Consider the following 15,124-nt stretch of genomic DNA (forward strand, 5'->3'; position numbering starts at 1 on the left):
AATATTGCCCCGGCGAACTCTCCGGGAGGATAATAGTGGTATGACGACCGAAACGCCCCGCCCCCGCCCCTCCTCGCTGCTTGATTTGTTCCTCTCGTTCACCATTCTGGCCTTGCAAGGCTTTGGCGGCGTACTGGCCGTGATCCAGCGCGAACTGGTCGAACGCAAGCGCTGGCTGACGCAGGAGGAATTCGTCGAAGACTTCGCCGTCGCCCAAATCATGCCCGGCCCCAACGTGGTCAACCTGTCGCTGATGATAGGCGACCGCTACTTCGGCTTGCGCGGCGCGATGGCGGCGCTGGCCGGCATGCTGTGCGTCCCCCTGCTGCTGGTGCTGGTGCTGGCCGTGCTGCACTCCCATTATTCGCATCATCCCGGCGTCGCCGGCGCCTTGCGCGGCATGGCCGCGGTATCGGCCGGCATGCTGGCCGCGACCGGCATCAAGATGGCGGGCGCGCTGGTCAGGCATCCGCTGCCGCTGTGGGTATCGGCGCTGGCGATCCTGCTGTGCGTGGCCTTTGTCGTGGTGCTCAAGCTGCCGCTGGCGTACACGCTGCTGATCCTGGGCGGCGTCACGGTGACGCTCACCTACCGCAAGCTGAAAGGAAAGCAGCCATGACCGACGCTCCGCTGCATATTGTACTCAGCCTTGCCGACTGGCTGAACCTGTTCGGCCACTACATGCTGCTGTCGCTGTTGTCGGTCGGCGGCGCGATTTCGACCTCGTCGGAGATGCACCGCTTCCTGGTGGTGGAGCAGCACTGGCTGACGCAATCGCAGTTCAACGACGCCATCGCCATCGCCCAGGCGGCGCCGGGACCGAACGTGCTGTTCGTCGCGCTGATGGGCTGGAATGTCGGCCTCAACGCCGGCAGCTACACGGCCGCGTTCGCCGGCGTGGCGGTGACCATGCTGGGGATCATGATCCCCAGCACCACGCTGACCTACCTGGCGGCGCGCTGGGGCTACAAGAACCGCGAACTGCTGGGCGTGCGCGCCTTCAAGCAAGGCATGGCGCCGGTGGTGGTCGGGCTGCTGGTGTCGGTCGGCATCATCCTCGGCAGCGCCAACCACACCTGGGCCACCGACTGGCCCTTGTGGACCCTGTCGGTAGCGGCGGGCATCGTCATCTGGCGCACCAGGTTGCACCTGCTGTGGCTGCTGGCGGCAGGCGCGGCCCTGGGCTGGTTCGGCCTGGTGTGACTACCTGTTCTGGTAGCCGCCGTAGTATTTGACGGGGCTCCAGTCCGGCTGCACCTCCGGCAAGGCCGGCGCCAACTGCTTGAACTCCGGCGCGGCATAGACCACCTTGCCGTTGACGATGGTCAGGCTGGACTCCAGGTTCTTGATCTTCTCCACGTCCATCGCGAAGTAATCCTGCGGCAGCACCACCACATCCGCATACTGGCCCACAGCCAGCGTGCCCTTGAGCTTTTCCTCGCCGCTCATCCACGCGCTGCCCTGCGTCATCAGCTTCAAGGCCTGGTAGCGGCTCAGCACATCCTGGCGCTGCCACACGCTCAGCCCGCCCGCCGTCTTGCCCGTCACCGCCCAATAAATCGAGGCCCACGGCCCATAGCTGCTGACGCGCGTGCCGTCCGTGCCCAGGCCCACCGGGATCTTCATCTCCAGCATCTTCCTGATCGGCGGCATCTGGCGGGTTTGCGCGCCATAGCGCTTCCAGTACAACTCGCCCTGGAAATACATGCGGTTCTGCACGGCGATGCCGCCGCCCAGCGCCTTCACGCGCGCCAGCTGCCTGTCGCTGATGGTCTCGGCATGGTCGAAGAACCAGCGCAGGCCGTTCAGCGGCGTATCCTGGTTGACCTTCTCGATCACCGCCAGGTCGCGGTCGATGCTCTCGTCGTAGGTCGCATGGATGCGGAACGGCCAGCGGTTCTTGATCAGCAGACGCAGCACCGGTTCCAGCTCGCTCTCCATCTGCGGCGGCATGTCCGGGCGCGGCTCCAGGAAGTTCTCGAAATCGGCCGCGCTCCACACCAGGTTCTCGCCACCGCCCTCGGTGTTGTAGCCGTTGGCGTAGAACAGGTGGTCGTTCTTGTCCGGCTTGGTGATGGTCAGCCAGCGCTGGTAATCCTCCAGCTCCTTGCCCGGCTTCTGCGCGAACAGGTAGTAGGAAGTGCGCACCGTCAGCTTGCCGCTCCTGGCCAGCTCCAGGCTGACCGCGTAATCGTCCGGATACGCCTGGCCGCCGCCGCCCGCGTCGATCGCGCTGGTCAGGCCGAGGCGGTTCAACTCGGTGTAATACTGCTGCGTCGAATTGAGCTGCTGTTCGCGCGGCAGCACATTGGTCTTGCCCAGCGTGGTGTACAGGATCATCGCGTTCGGCTTGGCGATCAGCAGGCCGGTCGGCTTGTTGTCCGGCCCCAGCTCGACCACGCCGTCCTTGAACTTGGTGTCGGCGTTATAGCCCAGGGTATCGATGCCCTTCTGGTTGAGGAAGCCCAGGCCGTACAGGTATAGCAGGAACACCGGCTTGTCCGGCACCGCCTCGTTGATTTCCGCCAGCGTCGGCAAGCGTTTTTCTTCAAACTGGTATTCGTTCCAGCCGCCGACCACCTTGACCCAGGCGCCGTCCGGCGTGCGCGCGGCCTGCTCCTTGAGCATCTGCAGCGCCTTCTTCAGCGAGGTCACGCCATCCCAGCGCAGCTCGGCGTTGTAGTTCAAGCCTTCACGGATGATGTGCAGGTGGGAGTCGTTGAGGCCGGGGATGACGGTCTTGCCGCCGGCGTCGATCAGCTGGGTAGCGGCGGATTTGCGCTTGAGGATCTGGGCATTGCTGCCGATCGCCTCGATCTTGCCATCCTTGATGGCCAGCGCCTGGACGAAGGCGCCCTCCCTGGTCATCGTGGCGATCTTGCCGTTGGTGATGATCAGGTCGGTGGCCAGGGCCTGGCCTTGGGCGGCGCAAGCCAGTGCCACCACTGCGGCGAGCTGCTTCAATTTCATTTCACTACTCCTAAAAAATGAGGGCCGGCGCGGCAGGGGTGCCGCGCCGGCCCGTATCAAAGGCAAACGAATTGAGGCAGGCTCGGTCCGATTACTCTTTGATGGCTTCGATTGCGAAAGTCAGGGTCACGTCGTCGCCGACGTTCGGTGCGTATTTGCCGGCGTTGAATTCAGTACGCTTGATCTTGGCGGTGGCGTTGGCGCCGCAAGCCAGTTTCTTCATCATCGGGTGATCCTGGCACTGGAAGTGGGTCACGGTCAGGGTCACCGGCTTGGTCACGCCCTTGACGGTCAGGTTGCCGTCGATGGTCGCGGGCACATCGCCCTTGAAGTTGATCTTGGTCGACTTGTAGGTGATGGTCGGGAACTTGGCGGTGTCCAGGAAATCCTCGCCCTGGATGTGCTGGTCGAACAGCTTCGAACCGGTATCGACCGACTTGGTGTCGATGGTGGCTTCCACCGAACCGGTCTTGGCGGCGCGGTCCAGCGTCACCTTGGCGGTGGTGTTGTTGAAGCGGCTGGTCTGGTTCGAGAAGCCAAAATGGCTATAGCTGAAGCTGGAGAACGTGTGATTGGCGTCGGACGCGAAATTGTCAGGTGCGGCGAACGCGGACATCGAGATACCAGCGGCGACCAGCAGGGCAAAGATTTTTTTCATATTGGAACTCCTAATGTTGGGAACAATGTGTTCGAAGTGGGACCGATTATGCTCGCGACATCTAAAGTTGTAAAACGAAAAATTTACCGCCTTACTATCGATAAAATCGATCATAACGGCGGCGGCGAGAAAAGGGAATCTGTCTAAAGGCGGGTGACGGGACTACCCCGCAGGGTAATCCGGCTTGCAAAATGGAAGGATCAGGCAGCGGCGGCGATGGCCGGCGCGGGAGCGTCCAGCGGCGTGTGGTTGAGGATACGGCCCAGCAAACGCTGCTCCAGCGCGGCAAACGCCACGCTGCCGCGCGCGCGCGGACGCGGCAGGTCGACCTTCAGGTCCAGCGTGATGCGGCCGTCCTCGATCAGCACCACCCGGTCGGCCAGCGCGATGGCTTCCTGCACGTCGTGCGTCACCAGCACGGCGGTGAAACCGCGCGCCAGCCACAGCGACTCGATCAGCTGCTGCATCTCGATACGGGTCAGCGCATCGAGCGCGCCGAGCGGCTCGTCCAGCAGCAGCAACTGCGGCTCGTGCAGCAGCGCGCGCGCCAGCGCCACGCGCTGCCGCTGGCCGCCGGACAGTTCGGCCGGCCAATCGTCGGCGCGTTCGGCCAGGCCCACCGTGGACAGCGTGGCCGCCGCCGCGTTCAGGGAGCGCGGCATGCCGATCGCCACGTTCTCCAGCACCGACTTCCACGGCAGCAGGCGCGCCTCCTGGAACATGATGCGGATGCTGGCGGCGATGGCGTTCTTGCCCAGGCCCGCGCCGATGGCGATGCTGCCCTGCTCCGCCGTCTCCAGGCCCGCGATCGCGCGCAGCAGCGTGCTCTTGCCGCAGCCGCTGCGGCCGACCACGGCGACAAACTCGCCGGGGCTCAGTTCCAGCTTGACGTCGTGCAGCACGGTGCGGGCGCCGAAGGATTTGCTCAACCCCTCCAGCACGACGGACACGCCCTGGCGCTTGGCCGGCTTGGGCGCCGGCGCCGTGGTCCAGGTGCCGCCTTCGCGCGGCAAGGCGCCGGTATCAAATAAAGTCGTCGATATGTGCATGAGTGCTCCTTAACGGTAAGCGGGATTCCAGCGCAGGAAGTGCTTCTCCATTCCGCGCGACAGCAGGTCGGCCAGTTTGCCCAGCAAGGCGTACAGCAGGATTCCGACCAGCACCACGTCGGTCTGCAGGAACTCGCGGGCGTTCATCGTCATGTAGCCGATGCCCGCCTGCGCCGAAATGGTTTCGGCCACGATCAGCAGCACCCATACGAGGCCCAGCGAGAAACGCACGCCGACCAGGATCGACGGCAGCGCCGCCGGCAGGATCACGTCGCGGTACAGCGGCCAGCCGGACAGGCCATAGCTGCGCGCCATCTCGATCAGGCCCTGGTCCGCCGAGCGGATGCCGTGGAAGGTATTCAGGTACACCGGGAAGAACACGCCCACCGCCAGCAGGAACAACTTGGCCGTTTCATCGATGCCGAACCACAGGATCACCAGCGGAATCAGCGCCAGCGCCGGGATATTGCGGATCATCTGCAGCGTGGTGTCGAGCAGCGTCTCGGCGCGGCGGAAGCTGCCGGTCAAGAGACCGAGCAGCAGGCCCAGGCCGGCGCCGATGGCGAAGCCGCTGATCGCGCGCCACAGGCTGGTGCGCAGGTGCACCCACAGCTCGCCCGATGCGGCCAGCGTCCAGAAGGCCTTGGCCACGGCCCAGGGCTCGGGCAGGATGCGGCTGGACAGCAGGCCAAGCTGCGACGCCGCCTGCCAGCCAGCGATCAGCAGCACCGGCAGTATCCATGGCGTCCATGCGCTCGGGCGCACATTGGATTTACGCATCTTAAGCCGCCTTCTTCGGAACGATGTCGCTGGCCATGATCTCACCGAAAGGCCCGCTCAGCGACTGCTCGCCGGCCGCCTTGCCCTTGCCCAGCAGCGGGAACACCAGCTCGGCGAAGCGGTACGACTCCTCCAGGTGCGGGTAGCCGGAGAAGATGAAGGTCTCGATGCCCAGGTCCGCGTATTCCTTGATGCGCGCCACCACGGTCTCCGGGTCGCCGACCAGCGCCGTGCCCGCGCCGCCGCGCACCAGGCCCACGCCGGCCCACAGGTTGGGCGAGACTTCCAGCTTGTCGCGGTTCCCGCCGTGCAGCGCGGCCATGCGCTGCTGGCCCACCGAATCCATCTTGGCGAAGGCCTTCTGCGCCTTGGCGATGACGTCATCATCCAGGTGCGAGATCAGTTCATCGGCGGCGCGCCAAGCGGCTTCATTGGTCTCGCGGACGATCACGTGCAGGCGGATGCCGAACTTCACGGTGCGGCCATGCCTGGCGGCGCGCGCGCGGATATCGGCCAGCTTCTCGGCCACGGCGGCCGGCGGCTCGCCCCAGGTCAGGTAGACGTCCATCTGCTCGGCCGCCAGTTCGTGCGCCGGCTCGGACGAGCCGCCGAAGTACAGCGGCGGATACGGCTTCTGCACCGGCGGGTACAGCGTCTTGGAACCCTTGACCTGGATATGCTTGCCCTCGAAATCGAAACCGGCATCGCCGCCCTCGCCCGCCAGCGATGCGCGCCAGACACGGATGAATTCATCCGAGATCTCGTAGCGCTTGGCGTGGTCGGCGAACAGGCCGTCCGCTTCCAGCTCGCCCTGGTCGCCGCCGGTGACGACGTTGATCAGCAAACGGCCGTTGGACAAACGGTCGAAGGTGGAAGCCATGCGCACCGCCAGTCCAGGCGTGGTCAGGCCCGGGCGGATCGCCACCAGGAACTTGAGCTTCTGCGTGACGCTGATCAGCGACGACGCCACCACCCACGCATCCTCGCAGGAACGGCCGGTCGGCAGCAGCACGCCGTCGTAGCCCAGGGTGTCGGCGGCCACGGCCACCTGCTTCAGGTAGTCGGCATCGACCGGGCGCGCGCCCTTGGAGGTGCCGAGATAGCGGCTGTCGCCGTGGGTAGGGATAAACCAGAAAATATTCAGGGACATGATGACTTCCTTTATTGCGCTGACTTGACCACGATATTTTTCGGGATCAGTTTCAAACTGGAGAAGGTATCGGCCAGCTTCTGCTGCTGGTCCAGTACCTGTGCGGTGATCGGCTTGACGCCGTAGGAGTAGCGCGAAGCGGCCAGCGCCACCACGTCCACTTCCAGCCCGGTCTGCGCCGACAGGATGGTGGCGACTTCCTTCGGATTCTTCTCGCCCCATGCGTCGACCTTGGCGATTTCCTCCAGCAGGATGTTGACGATCTCGCGGTTCTTTTCCGCGTATGGGCGGGCGGCCAGGTAGAACTGGTGGTTCGCCACCAGGCCCTTGCCGTCGGCCAGCACGCGCGCGCCCAGTTGCTTCTCGGCGGCGGCCAGGAACGGATCCCAGATCGCCCACGCATCGATGCTGCCGCGCTCGAACGCCGCGCGCGCATCGGCCGGCGGCAGGAAGATGGGCTGGATGTCGGCGTAGCTCAGGCCAGCCTTCTCCAGCGCCTTGACCAGCAGGTAGTGGACGTTGGAGCCCTTGTTCAGCGCCACGCGCTTGCCCTTCAGCTCCGCCAGGCTGCGGATGGCGGACGTCTTCGGCACCACGATCGCCTCGCTGCCCGGCGACGGCGGCTCGTTGCCGACATAAACCAGGTTGGCGCCGGCGGCCTGCGCAAAGATCGGCGGCGCTTCGCCGACGGTGCCGAAGTCGATACTGCCGACATTCAGGCCTTCCAGCAGTTGCGGGCCGGCCGGGAACTCGGTCCACTTGACGACGATGTTCTTGGCTGCCAGGCGCTGCTCCAGCGTGCCGCGGCCTTTCAGCAAAGTCAGCGTGCCGTACTTCTGGTAGCCGATGCGGACTTCCTGCCTGGCCTGCGCCTGCGCGGGGCTGGACGCGGTGGCCGCCATCACGCCGGCGGCGAACAGCAATCCCAGGGTGTGGCGGCGCGAAGCGCGTTTCTGATCAATGCTCATCTGTTCTCCTTATTTTATCGAGCCAGGCGGACCGGCTGCGCCGGCGCCACATACGACGCATCATCGATGCGGTTGTTCAAGGCGTTCAGGCCGGCCGACAAATCGTCCACGCCAGCCTGCACGCGCCAGACGATGGCCGGATCCAGCGTCAGGCCGGTGGCATCGTTCCAGAGCAGCTGCTGGGAAGTGGCGTAGATGCTGGTCAGCACCTGGCGCGCATCCAGCGCGTGCAGCACCGGGCGCAGCGCATAGTCCAGCGCCAGCATGTGCGACTGGCTGCCGCCGGTGGCCAGCGGCAGCACCAGCTTGCCCGCCAGGCCGTCCTGCGGCAGCAGGTCGAGGAAGGCTTTCAGGATGCCGGTGTAGGCAGCCTTATATATAGGGGTGGCGATAACGATGGCGTCGGCGTCGGCCACGGCGGCCAGCGCGCGCTTGATGGACAGGTCGGTGAAATCCGCATGCAGCAGGGCCTTGGCCGGCAGGTCGCGCACTTGCAGCTTGCTGTGGCGATGGCCCAGCAAGGCCAGCTTGTCGCCGACGTGATCCAGCAAACGGCCGGTACTTGAAGGTGTTGCGGGGCTGCCGCCTAGCAGAAGAATGGTCATGGTCTGTCCCCTGTTTTCATGGTGGCAGCCAGAATAAATCCGCACCATTGAAAACAAAACGAATAGTTTTACGCATTGATATGCGAATTCCATTCCATGATTTTTCCGCATATGGAAACGCGGATTTCTTCGTGTACGGTATTTGGGGCTGGGTGCAATACTGCAAGCACCGAACCCTTACAACGGACATACCATGTCTACAGCACTACTCAAAACGGCGCACAACAGCGCGCCCGATCCTCTCATCGTCGCCGCGGAACTGGCGCAGCGGCTCGCGGCCACCGCCAATGCGCGCGACCAGGCCGGCGGCCATGCGGCGCAGGAACGCGAATGGATACGCGAATCCGGCCTGCTTTCCCTGTCGATTCCGGAAGCCTATGGCGGCCAGGGCGCCGACTGGCCGACCGTCTATCAAGTCATCCGCATACTGGCCCGCGCCGACAGCGCGCTGGCGCATGTCTTCGGCTTCCATCACCTGCAACTGGCGGGCATACAGCTGTACGGCACCACGCAGCAGCAGCGCCGCTTCCTGACGCAGACCGTCGAGCAGAATCTGTTCTGGGGCAATGCGCTCAATCCGCTGGACAAGCGCACCACGGCAGCCGATGCCGACTACGGCTTCCTGCTGGATGGTGTGAAGAGTTTTTCCTCCGGCTCCGTTGGCTCCGACTGGCTGACCATCTCGGCCTGGCACGCGGAGACGCAGAGCGCCCTGATCGGCGTGGTGCCGACGCGCCAGCACGGCGTGGCGGTGCAGGCCGACTGGGACGCCTTCGGCCAGCGCCAGACCGACAGCGGCAATGTGCACTTCACCCAGGTGTCGCTGCCGTCGACGCAGGTGCTGCAGGCGCCGGGGCACCAGCCCACGGCGCAGGCCACGCTGCGCTCGCAGGTCGCGCAGCTGATCATGGCCAATCTGTATCTCGGCATCGGCGAAGGCGCCTTCGAGGCGGCACGCGAGTATGTCGCCAAAGAGGCGCGGCCGTGGTTCGCCTCAGGCGCCGCGTCGGCCGGCGCCGATCCGCTGGTGCAGCACCGCTTCGGCAAGCTCTGGCTCAAGCTGCGGCCCGCCGTGGTGCTGGCCGACCACGCGGCCGGGGAACTGGAGCGCTTGTTCCGCCTGGGCGCCGCCGTCACCGCGCAGCAGCGCGGCGAACTGGCCGTCGCCGTGGCCGAGGCCAAGGTGTTGGCGCATACGGCCGGTGTCGACATCAGCAACGAGATGTTCGAACTGACCGGCGCCCGCTCGACCTCCGCCAAATTCGGCTATGACCGCTTCTGGCGCAATGTGCGCGTGCATACGCTGCACGATCCGGTGGACTACAAGATCCGCGACCTGGGCCGCTACGCGCTCGACGGCACCTTGCCGGAACCGACCGCTTACTCCTGATATTCCTGATGACGAATCCCCTGATTAAAATCGACAACGCCAGCAAGTCCTTCGGCGATTTTCACGCGGTGCGTGCAGTGTCGCTGCAAGTGAACCAAGGCGACATCTTCGGCCTGATCGGCAAGAGCGGCGCCGGAAAATCCACGCTGCTGCGATTGATTAACCTGCTGGAGCGGCCGGACAGCGGCGCCGTCACCGTCGACGGCCGCGAACTGACGTCGCTGTCCAAACGCGACCTGCGCGATGCGCGCAGCAATATCGGCATGATCTTCCAGCAGTTCAATCTGCTGCAGAACGCCAGCGTGTTCGACAACGTCGCCTTCCCGCTGCGCATACACGGCGGCTTGAGCAAGGAGCAGATCGCCGCGCGCGTCAACCAATGCCTGGAGCTGGTGGAGTTGGGCGGCAGGAGCGCCAGCTACCCGGCGCAGCTGTCCGGCGGCCAGAAACAGCGCGTCGCCATCGCCCGCGCGCTGGCCAGCCGCCCGGCCGTGCTGCTGTGCGACGAGCCGACATCGGCGCTCGACGCGGAAACCACCCGCGCCCTGCTCGCCACGCTGCGCGACATCAACCGCCGGCTGGGCGTCACCATCGTCATCGTCAGCCATGAGCTCTCGGTGATCGGCGAGATCTGCGACCATGTCGCCGTCATCGAAAACGGCACCATCGCCGAACAATTCGCGCTCGACGACAGCGCCAGCCTGGCCGCGCCGCGCAAGACCGCGCTGGGCCGCGAACTGGCGCAGCACGGCGCGGCGGCGCTTGGCATGGCTGCCGCCATTCCACCGTCCGTTCCGCCGGCCGCCGCTGCCGGCGCCGGCGCCGCTTCGGCGACTTCCGCCACCGCCGCCCCGGAGGCCAGCCATGTCTGAACTCATCTCCTCGCTGGCTGTTTCGGCCACCAACATCGGTGCCATGCTGCCGGAAATGTGGATCGCGCTGGGCCAGACGCTGACCATGCTCGGCATCGGCCTGACCGCGGCGGTAGTGATCGGCGGCCCGCTCGGCATCCTGCTGTTCCTGGTCGCAGACGGACAATCGCTGCAAAACCGTCCCGCCTCGCTGGTGCTGGGCTGGTTCGTCAACACCGTACGCTCCTTCCCCTTCATCATTTTGCTGGTGGCGCTGGTGCCGTTCACCCGCATCATCGCCGGCACTTCGATCGGGCCGCTGGCCGCCGCCGTGCCGTTATCGTTCGCCGCCATCCCCTACTTCGCCCGCATGGTCGAACAGAACCTGCGTGAAGTACCGCGCGGCGTCATCGAAGCGGCGCACGCGATGGGCGCATCGGAACTGCAGATCGTGCTGCGCGTGCTGCTGGTGGAAGCGCGCTCCGGCCTCGTGCTCGCGCTGACGGTGCTGTCGATCAGCTTCCTGTCCTACTCGGCCGTCGCCGGCGTGGTGGGCGGCGGCGGTATCGGCGACCTCGCCATCCGCTACGGCTACTACCGCTTCGAAACCGACATCATGGTCGCCACGGTCGCCGTCCTGATCGTCATGGTGCAGCTGATCCAGTTCACCGGCAACCGCATCGCCAAACGCATAGACAAACGCTAACAAGGAAAAATCATGAACGTACGCCGCAACCTGCTGCTCGCAGCTTTAACCCTCGCCCTGGGCGTCGCCCACGCCAAGGATCCAAAGGAACTGGTGATCGGCACCAGCGCCGGCCCGTACGCCGACCAGATCAAACTGGGCATCAAGCCTATCCTGGAAAAACAGGGCTACAAGGTCAAGCTGGTCGAATTCAACGACTACATCCAGCCCAACTTCGCGCTGGCCGAAGGTTCGCTGGACGCCAACGTCTTCCAGCACATCATCTACCTGAAAAAATTCTCGGCCGACCACAAGCTCGCGCTGACCGACCTGGTGAAAATCCCAACCGCGCCGATCGCCATCTACAGCCAGAAGCACAAGACGCTCAACGACGTCAAGGAAGGCACCACCGTCGCGCTGCCGAACGACCCGACCAACCAGGCGCGCGCGCTGGTGCTGCTCGATCAACTGGGCTGGATCAAGCTGAAGGACAAAGTCGACCCGCTGCGCGCGTCGGAAAAAGATGTCGCCGCCAACGTCAAGAAAATCAAGCTGATCCCGCTGGAAGCCGCGCAGTTGCCGCGCTCCCTGCAGGACACCGACTACTCCTTCGTCAACGGTAACTATGCGCTGGCCTCGGGCCTGAAACTCAAGGATGCGCTGATCCGCGAGAAAATCTCGCCCAACTACGTCAACCTGGTAGCGGTACGCACGGCCGACAAGGACAAGCCATTCGCCAAGGACATCGCCGCCGCCTACCGCTCGCGCGAATTCCTGGACGTGACCAACAAGCACTTCGCCGACTACGCCAAGACCGACGAACAGCTCGCGCTGGAAGCCGGCGGCAAAGTGGCAGCCGCCAAATAATGAGCAAGATCATCCGCTTCAACGCCTTCCAGATGAACACGGTGAGCCACCAGTCGCCGGGATTGTGGACGCACCCGCGCGACAACGGCCACCGCTACACCGATCCTGATCACTGGACCGAGCTGGCGCAACTGCTGGAGGCGGGCCGCTTCGACGCCATCTTCCTGGCCGACGTGCTGGGCGCCTACGACGTCTACGAAGGCAGCGCCGACGCGGCCCTGCGCCACGCCGTGCAAGCGCCGCTGAACGACCCGCTGGCGCTGGTGCCGTTGATGGCGCAGGTCACCAGGCACCTGGGCTTCGGCGTCACGTGCGCGCTGACGTACGAGCATCCGTACACCTTCGCGCGCCGCATCTCGACGCTGGACCATCTGACGCGCGGGCGCATCGGCTGGAACATCGTCACCGGATACCTGGACAGCGCCGCGCGCAACCTCGGCCTGGACCGGCAGTTGAGCCACGATGAACGCTACGACCTCGCCGACGAATACATGGAAGTAGTCTACAAGCTGTGGGAGAAAAGCTGGGAAGACGACGCGGTGGTCAACGACAAGGAGCGTGGCGTCTACGCCGATCCGGCCAAGGTACATCCGATCAATCACGAAGGCCGCTACTACAAGGTACCTGGTTTCCACCTGTGCGAACCGTCGCCGCAGCGCACGCCGGTGCTGTACCAGGCCGGCACCTCGCCGCGCGGCACGGCGTTCGCGGCCAAGCACGCGGAATGCACCTTCGTCAGCGGCCCAAGCAAAAAGGTCGTCAAGAAGTACGTCGACGACCTGCGCGCGGCCGGCAGCGGGCAGCTGAAAATCTACGCCCAGGCGCTGATCATCACTGCGCCGACGGAAGCCGAAGCGCGCGCCAAGCACGAAGAATACCGCCGCCACATCGACATCGAAGCGGCGCTGGCCTTGCTCTCCGGCTGGACCGGCGTCGATTTCAGCAAATTCGCGCTGGACGCCACGATCGAATATATCGACTCCGACGCCGGCCGTTCCGCGCTGGCCTCCTTCAGCCAGGCCGACCCGAACCGCAAATGGACGGTACGCGAAGCCGCCGAATTCATCGGCCTTGGAGGGCGCGGCCCGGTATTGGTGGGCGATCCGTCCCAGGTAGCGGACCAACTGGAAGCCTGGCAAGATGAAACCGGCATCGACGGCTTCAACTTAGCGTTCGCGGTCGCTCACGAAAGCATGCGCGACGTGGTACAACTGATCGTCCCCGAGCTGCAGCGGCGCGGCCGCTACCGCAAGGAATACAGCGCCGGCACGCTGCGAGAACAACTCTTCGGCCACAAACTCCGGGGTCAAAACTCCGGGGTCAGGTCCGAAAACCGGACACGGGCGCTACCGTAGCGGCCGCTACGGTAGCGCCCGTGTCCGGTTTTCGGACCTGACCCCGGATTTAGTCGGCGGCGACGGGAAGCGATTCGAGCTTCCAGCGCAGCATGCCGCCGGCCAGGTTGGCGACGCGGGGGAAGCCGGCCTTTGTCAGCAGCACGCTGGCCTGGGCGGAGCGCACGCCGGAGCGGCATACGGCCACGACCGGCCGCTCGCGATCCAGTTCGCCGATGCGCTCCATCAGCTGCGACAACGGCACCAGCCTGGCGCCCGGCAAATGGCCCAGGCGGTCGATGAATTCGGGCGCTTCGCGCACATCGACGATCTGTACCTTGGCGGCGTGTTCCAGCAACGCCATCGGTTCGATTTCCCATACGCCGCTGAAACGCAACGTCAGCGGCGCCCAGGATGGGACTTCGGGCGGCGGCGCATCGCCTTCCGGCTTGCCGCAGCGCAGGTTGGCCGGCACCGCGACCGCCATCAGCTTCGGATGCGGCAGATGGAGATTGTTCATGTGCCCGGTGAAGTCGCCCTCGTCGACGTCGCCGCCAAGGCGCGGATTGAAGCGGCGCTCCTCGGCCACGCTGGTTACCGTGATGCCGCGATAGTCGTGCGCCGGGTACAGCAGGCAGCTGTCGGGCAACGTCAGGATCTGCTCGCGCACCGAGGCGAACAGCTGCTGCGGACTGCCACCCTGGAAGTCGGTGCGGCCGCAGCCGCGTATCAGCAGGCTGTCGCCGGTGAACGCCATGCTCTGGTCGTCCAGCACGTAGGTCAGGCAGCCGTTGGTGTGGCCGGGCGTCGCCCGCACGGTCAGATGGCGGCCGCCGAAGTCGATGCGGTCGCCGTGCTGCAAGGGACGGTCCGCCAGCCCGGCGCCCACCACCCGGGCCAGCGCGATGCGGCTGCCGCACCCCTGCTGCAGCCGCCAGGCGCCGGTCACGTGGTCGGCGTGCACATGGGTGTCCAGCGTGGCGCTCAGGCGCAGGCCCAGCTCCTGCAGCAAGGCCATGTCGCGCGGCACCTGTTCATAGACAGGGTCGATCAACAGGGCTTCGCCGCCGTCCCCCAACAAATAGGTGTAGGTGGATGAGGTGGGGTCGAAAAGCTGGCGAAAAATCATGATTATGCTGGCTGCTTGGTTGTACGCAAATAGGGTTTGATGATCTTGAAGCCCGGGAAGGATACCTCAGCCTCCTCATTGCTGACAGCCGGCGTGATGATCACGTCGTCGCCCGGCTTCCAGTTCACCGGCGTGGCGACCTTGTGCTTGGCGGTCAGCTGCATCGAGTCCAGCACGCGCAGGATCTCGTCGAAGTTGCGGCCGGTCGTCATCGGATAGGTCAGCATCAGCTTGATGCGCTTGTCCGGGCCGATGATGAACACCGAGCGCACCGTGGCGTTGGTCGCGGCCGTGCGGCCTTCGGACGTGCCGGCTTCGTCGGCCGGCAGCATATTGTACAGCTTGGCCACCGCCAGGTCGGTATCGCCGATCATCGGGTACTTGACTGCGGCGCCTTGGGTCTCTTCGATGTCGGCCGCCCATTTTTCATGGTTTTCGACGGGGTCGACCGACAGGCCGATCAGCTTGGCGTTGCGGCGGGTGAACTCCGGCTCGATCTTGGCCATGTAGCCAAGTTCGGTGGTGCAGACCGGGGTGAAGTCTTTCGGGTGCGAGAACAAAATCGCCCACTGGTCGCCGATCCAGCTATGGAAATCGATGCTGCCCTGGGTGGTCTGGGCGGTGAAGTTGGGGGCGAGGTCGTTAATGCGGAGTGACATGGCATGCTCCTTTGAAAGTGGGGGGTTGG

General features: G+C 64.9%; 16 protein-coding genes. 7 read left to right on the forward strand and 9 right to left on the reverse strand.

Translation table 11 applies throughout. From position 1 onward, the window contains the following. Positions 1-40: 40 nt before the first annotated feature. Positions 41-619, forward strand: coding sequence for a chromate transporter (locus tag ACEN9F_RS05920; RefSeq protein WP_413418779.1), 579 nt, complete (start codon positions 41-43; stop codon positions 617-619). After that, a complete protein-coding gene (locus ACEN9F_RS05925; RefSeq protein ID WP_413418781.1) occupies positions 616-1,203 on the forward strand; it encodes a chromate transporter in 588 nt (195 codons plus the stop codon). Before ACEN9F_RS05920 ends, ACEN9F_RS05925 begins: the two co-directional genes overlap by 4 nt. On the opposite strand, the gene ACEN9F_RS05930 is transcribed toward ACEN9F_RS05925, so the two are convergent. The 7 genes from ACEN9F_RS05930 to ssuE all read right to left on the reverse strand — a co-directional run bounded on the left by ACEN9F_RS05930 (position 1,204) and on the right by ssuE (position 8,180). Continuing rightward, positions 1,204-2,970, reverse strand: a complete 1,767-nt coding sequence (locus ACEN9F_RS05930; RefSeq protein WP_413418783.1) for an amidohydrolase — start codon at positions 2,968-2,970, stop codon at positions 1,204-1,206. It abuts the gene before it with no gap. A gap of 91 nt (positions 2,971-3,061) precedes the next feature. Then, entirely contained in the window at positions 3,062-3,628 is a 567-nt protein-coding gene (locus ACEN9F_RS05935; protein WP_413418785.1) for a YceI family protein, read from the reverse strand. 200 nt (positions 3,629-3,828) lie between these two features. Further along, positions 3,829-4,677 carry an ATP-binding cassette domain-containing protein gene (locus ACEN9F_RS05940; RefSeq protein WP_413418787.1) on the reverse strand — a complete coding sequence of 283 codons (849 nt, stop codon included), beginning with the start codon at positions 4,675-4,677 and terminating at the stop codon, positions 3,829-3,831. Positions 4,678-4,686: 9 nt separating this feature from the next. Continuing rightward, the gene (gene ssuC / locus ACEN9F_RS05945) at positions 4,687-5,457 is read right to left on the reverse strand and encodes an aliphatic sulfonate ABC transporter permease SsuC (RefSeq protein WP_413418789.1); all 771 of its coding nucleotides are present in this window, start codon (positions 5,455-5,457) and stop codon (positions 4,687-4,689) included. A gap of 1 nt (position 5,458) precedes the next feature. Further along, positions 5,459-6,601 carry an FMNH2-dependent alkanesulfonate monooxygenase gene (ssuD, locus tag ACEN9F_RS05950; RefSeq protein WP_413426980.1) on the reverse strand — a complete coding sequence of 381 codons (1,143 nt, stop codon included), beginning with the start codon at positions 6,599-6,601 and terminating at the stop codon, positions 5,459-5,461. A gap of 17 nt (positions 6,602-6,618) precedes the next feature. Beyond that, on the reverse strand, positions 6,619-7,575 hold the full coding sequence (locus ACEN9F_RS05955; RefSeq protein ID WP_413418791.1) for a sulfonate ABC transporter substrate-binding protein: 957 nt from the start codon (positions 7,573-7,575) through the stop codon (positions 6,619-6,621). A 14-nt stretch (positions 7,576-7,589) separates the two neighbouring features. Further along, on the reverse strand, positions 7,590-8,180 hold the full coding sequence (gene ssuE, locus ACEN9F_RS05960) for an NADPH-dependent FMN reductase (protein ID WP_413418793.1): 591 nt from the start codon (positions 8,178-8,180) through the stop codon (positions 7,590-7,592). A gap of 193 nt (positions 8,181-8,373) precedes the next feature. Between ssuE and ACEN9F_RS05965 the strand changes: the two genes are divergently transcribed. Genes ACEN9F_RS05965 through ACEN9F_RS05985 form a run of 5 tightly spaced genes read left to right on the forward strand, consistent with a single transcriptional unit; the run spans position 8,374 to position 13,328 of the window. Next, the gene (locus ACEN9F_RS05965; RefSeq protein WP_413418795.1) at positions 8,374-9,570 is read left to right on the forward strand and encodes an acyl-CoA dehydrogenase family protein; all 1,197 of its coding nucleotides are present in this window, start codon (positions 8,374-8,376) and stop codon (positions 9,568-9,570) included. Positions 9,571-9,578: 8 nt separating this feature from the next. Beyond that, the gene (locus ACEN9F_RS05970) at positions 9,579-10,442 is read left to right on the forward strand and encodes a methionine ABC transporter ATP-binding protein (RefSeq protein ID WP_413418797.1); all 864 of its coding nucleotides are present in this window, start codon (positions 9,579-9,581) and stop codon (positions 10,440-10,442) included. Then, positions 10,435-11,127 (forward strand): methionine ABC transporter permease, encoded by a 693-nt coding sequence (locus ACEN9F_RS05975; protein ID WP_413418799.1) that lies wholly within the window; start codon positions 10,435-10,437, stop codon positions 11,125-11,127. The genes ACEN9F_RS05970 and ACEN9F_RS05975 overlap by 8 nt, the downstream gene beginning before the upstream one ends. A 12-nt stretch (positions 11,128-11,139) precedes the next feature. Further along, on the forward strand, positions 11,140-11,973 hold the full coding sequence (locus ACEN9F_RS05980) for a MetQ/NlpA family ABC transporter substrate-binding protein (RefSeq protein WP_413418801.1): 834 nt from the start codon (positions 11,140-11,142) through the stop codon (positions 11,971-11,973). Continuing rightward, positions 11,973-13,328, forward strand: coding sequence for an LLM class flavin-dependent oxidoreductase (locus ACEN9F_RS05985; RefSeq protein ID WP_413418803.1), 1,356 nt, complete (start codon positions 11,973-11,975; stop codon positions 13,326-13,328). The genes ACEN9F_RS05980 and ACEN9F_RS05985 overlap by 1 nt, the downstream gene beginning before the upstream one ends. 49 nt (positions 13,329-13,377) lie before the next feature. On the opposite strand, the gene ACEN9F_RS05990 is transcribed toward ACEN9F_RS05985, so the two are convergent. Together ACEN9F_RS05990 and ACEN9F_RS05995 are read right to left on the reverse strand one after the other, a co-directional pair. Next, positions 13,378-14,436, reverse strand: a complete 1,059-nt coding sequence (locus ACEN9F_RS05990) for an MBL fold metallo-hydrolase (RefSeq protein WP_413418805.1) — start codon at positions 14,434-14,436, stop codon at positions 13,378-13,380. Positions 14,437-14,438: 2 nt separating this feature from the next. Beyond that, positions 14,439-15,095, reverse strand: a complete 657-nt coding sequence (locus ACEN9F_RS05995) for a peroxiredoxin (RefSeq protein ID WP_413418807.1) — start codon at positions 15,093-15,095, stop codon at positions 14,439-14,441. Positions 15,096-15,124 lie beyond the last annotated feature (29 nt).

The organism is Duganella sp. CT11-25 (assembly GCF_047302815.1).
Taxonomy (GTDB): domain Bacteria; phylum Pseudomonadota; class Gammaproteobacteria; order Burkholderiales; family Burkholderiaceae_D; genus Rugamonas.

What these genes read in the sequence shown, in the direction of transcription:
- ACEN9F_RS05920 (WP_413418779.1), top strand. Translation starts at nt 41, where the DNA reads ATGACGACCGAAACGCCCCGCCCCCGCCCCTCCTCGCTGCTTGATTTG.
- ACEN9F_RS05925 (WP_413418781.1), top strand. Translation starts at nt 616, where the DNA reads ATGACCGACGCTCCGCTGCATATTGTACTCAGCCTTGCCGACTGGCTG.
- ACEN9F_RS05930 (WP_413418783.1), bottom strand. Translation starts at nt 2,970, where the DNA reads ATGAAATTGAAGCAGCTCGCCGCAGTGGTGGCACTGGCTTGCGCCGCC.
- ACEN9F_RS05935 (WP_413418785.1), bottom strand. Translation starts at nt 3,628, where the DNA reads ATGAAAAAAATCTTTGCCCTGCTGGTCGCCGCTGGTATCTCGATGTCC.
- ACEN9F_RS05940 (WP_413418787.1), bottom strand. Translation starts at nt 4,677, where the DNA reads ATGCACATATCGACGACTTTATTTGATACCGGCGCCTTGCCGCGCGAA.
- ssuC (WP_413418789.1), bottom strand. Translation starts at nt 5,457, where the DNA reads ATGCGTAAATCCAATGTGCGCCCGAGCGCATGGACGCCATGGATACTG.
- ACEN9F_RS05955 (WP_413418791.1), bottom strand. Translation starts at nt 7,575, where the DNA reads ATGAGCATTGATCAGAAACGCGCTTCGCGCCGCCACACCCTGGGATTG.
- ssuE (WP_413418793.1), bottom strand. Translation starts at nt 8,180, where the DNA reads ATGACCATTCTTCTGCTAGGCGGCAGCCCCGCAACACCTTCAAGTACC.
- ACEN9F_RS05965 (WP_413418795.1), top strand. Translation starts at nt 8,374, where the DNA reads ATGTCTACAGCACTACTCAAAACGGCGCACAACAGCGCGCCCGATCCT.
- ACEN9F_RS05970 (WP_413418797.1), top strand. Translation starts at nt 9,579, where the DNA reads ATGACGAATCCCCTGATTAAAATCGACAACGCCAGCAAGTCCTTCGGC.
- ACEN9F_RS05975 (WP_413418799.1), top strand. Translation starts at nt 10,435, where the DNA reads ATGTCTGAACTCATCTCCTCGCTGGCTGTTTCGGCCACCAACATCGGT.
- ACEN9F_RS05980 (WP_413418801.1), top strand. Translation starts at nt 11,140, where the DNA reads ATGAACGTACGCCGCAACCTGCTGCTCGCAGCTTTAACCCTCGCCCTG.
- ACEN9F_RS05985 (WP_413418803.1), top strand. Translation starts at nt 11,973, where the DNA reads ATGAGCAAGATCATCCGCTTCAACGCCTTCCAGATGAACACGGTGAGC.
- ACEN9F_RS05990 (WP_413418805.1), bottom strand. Translation starts at nt 14,436, where the DNA reads ATGATTTTTCGCCAGCTTTTCGACCCCACCTCATCCACCTACACCTAT.
- ACEN9F_RS05995 (WP_413418807.1), bottom strand. Translation starts at nt 15,095, where the DNA reads ATGTCACTCCGCATTAACGACCTCGCCCCCAACTTCACCGCCCAGACC.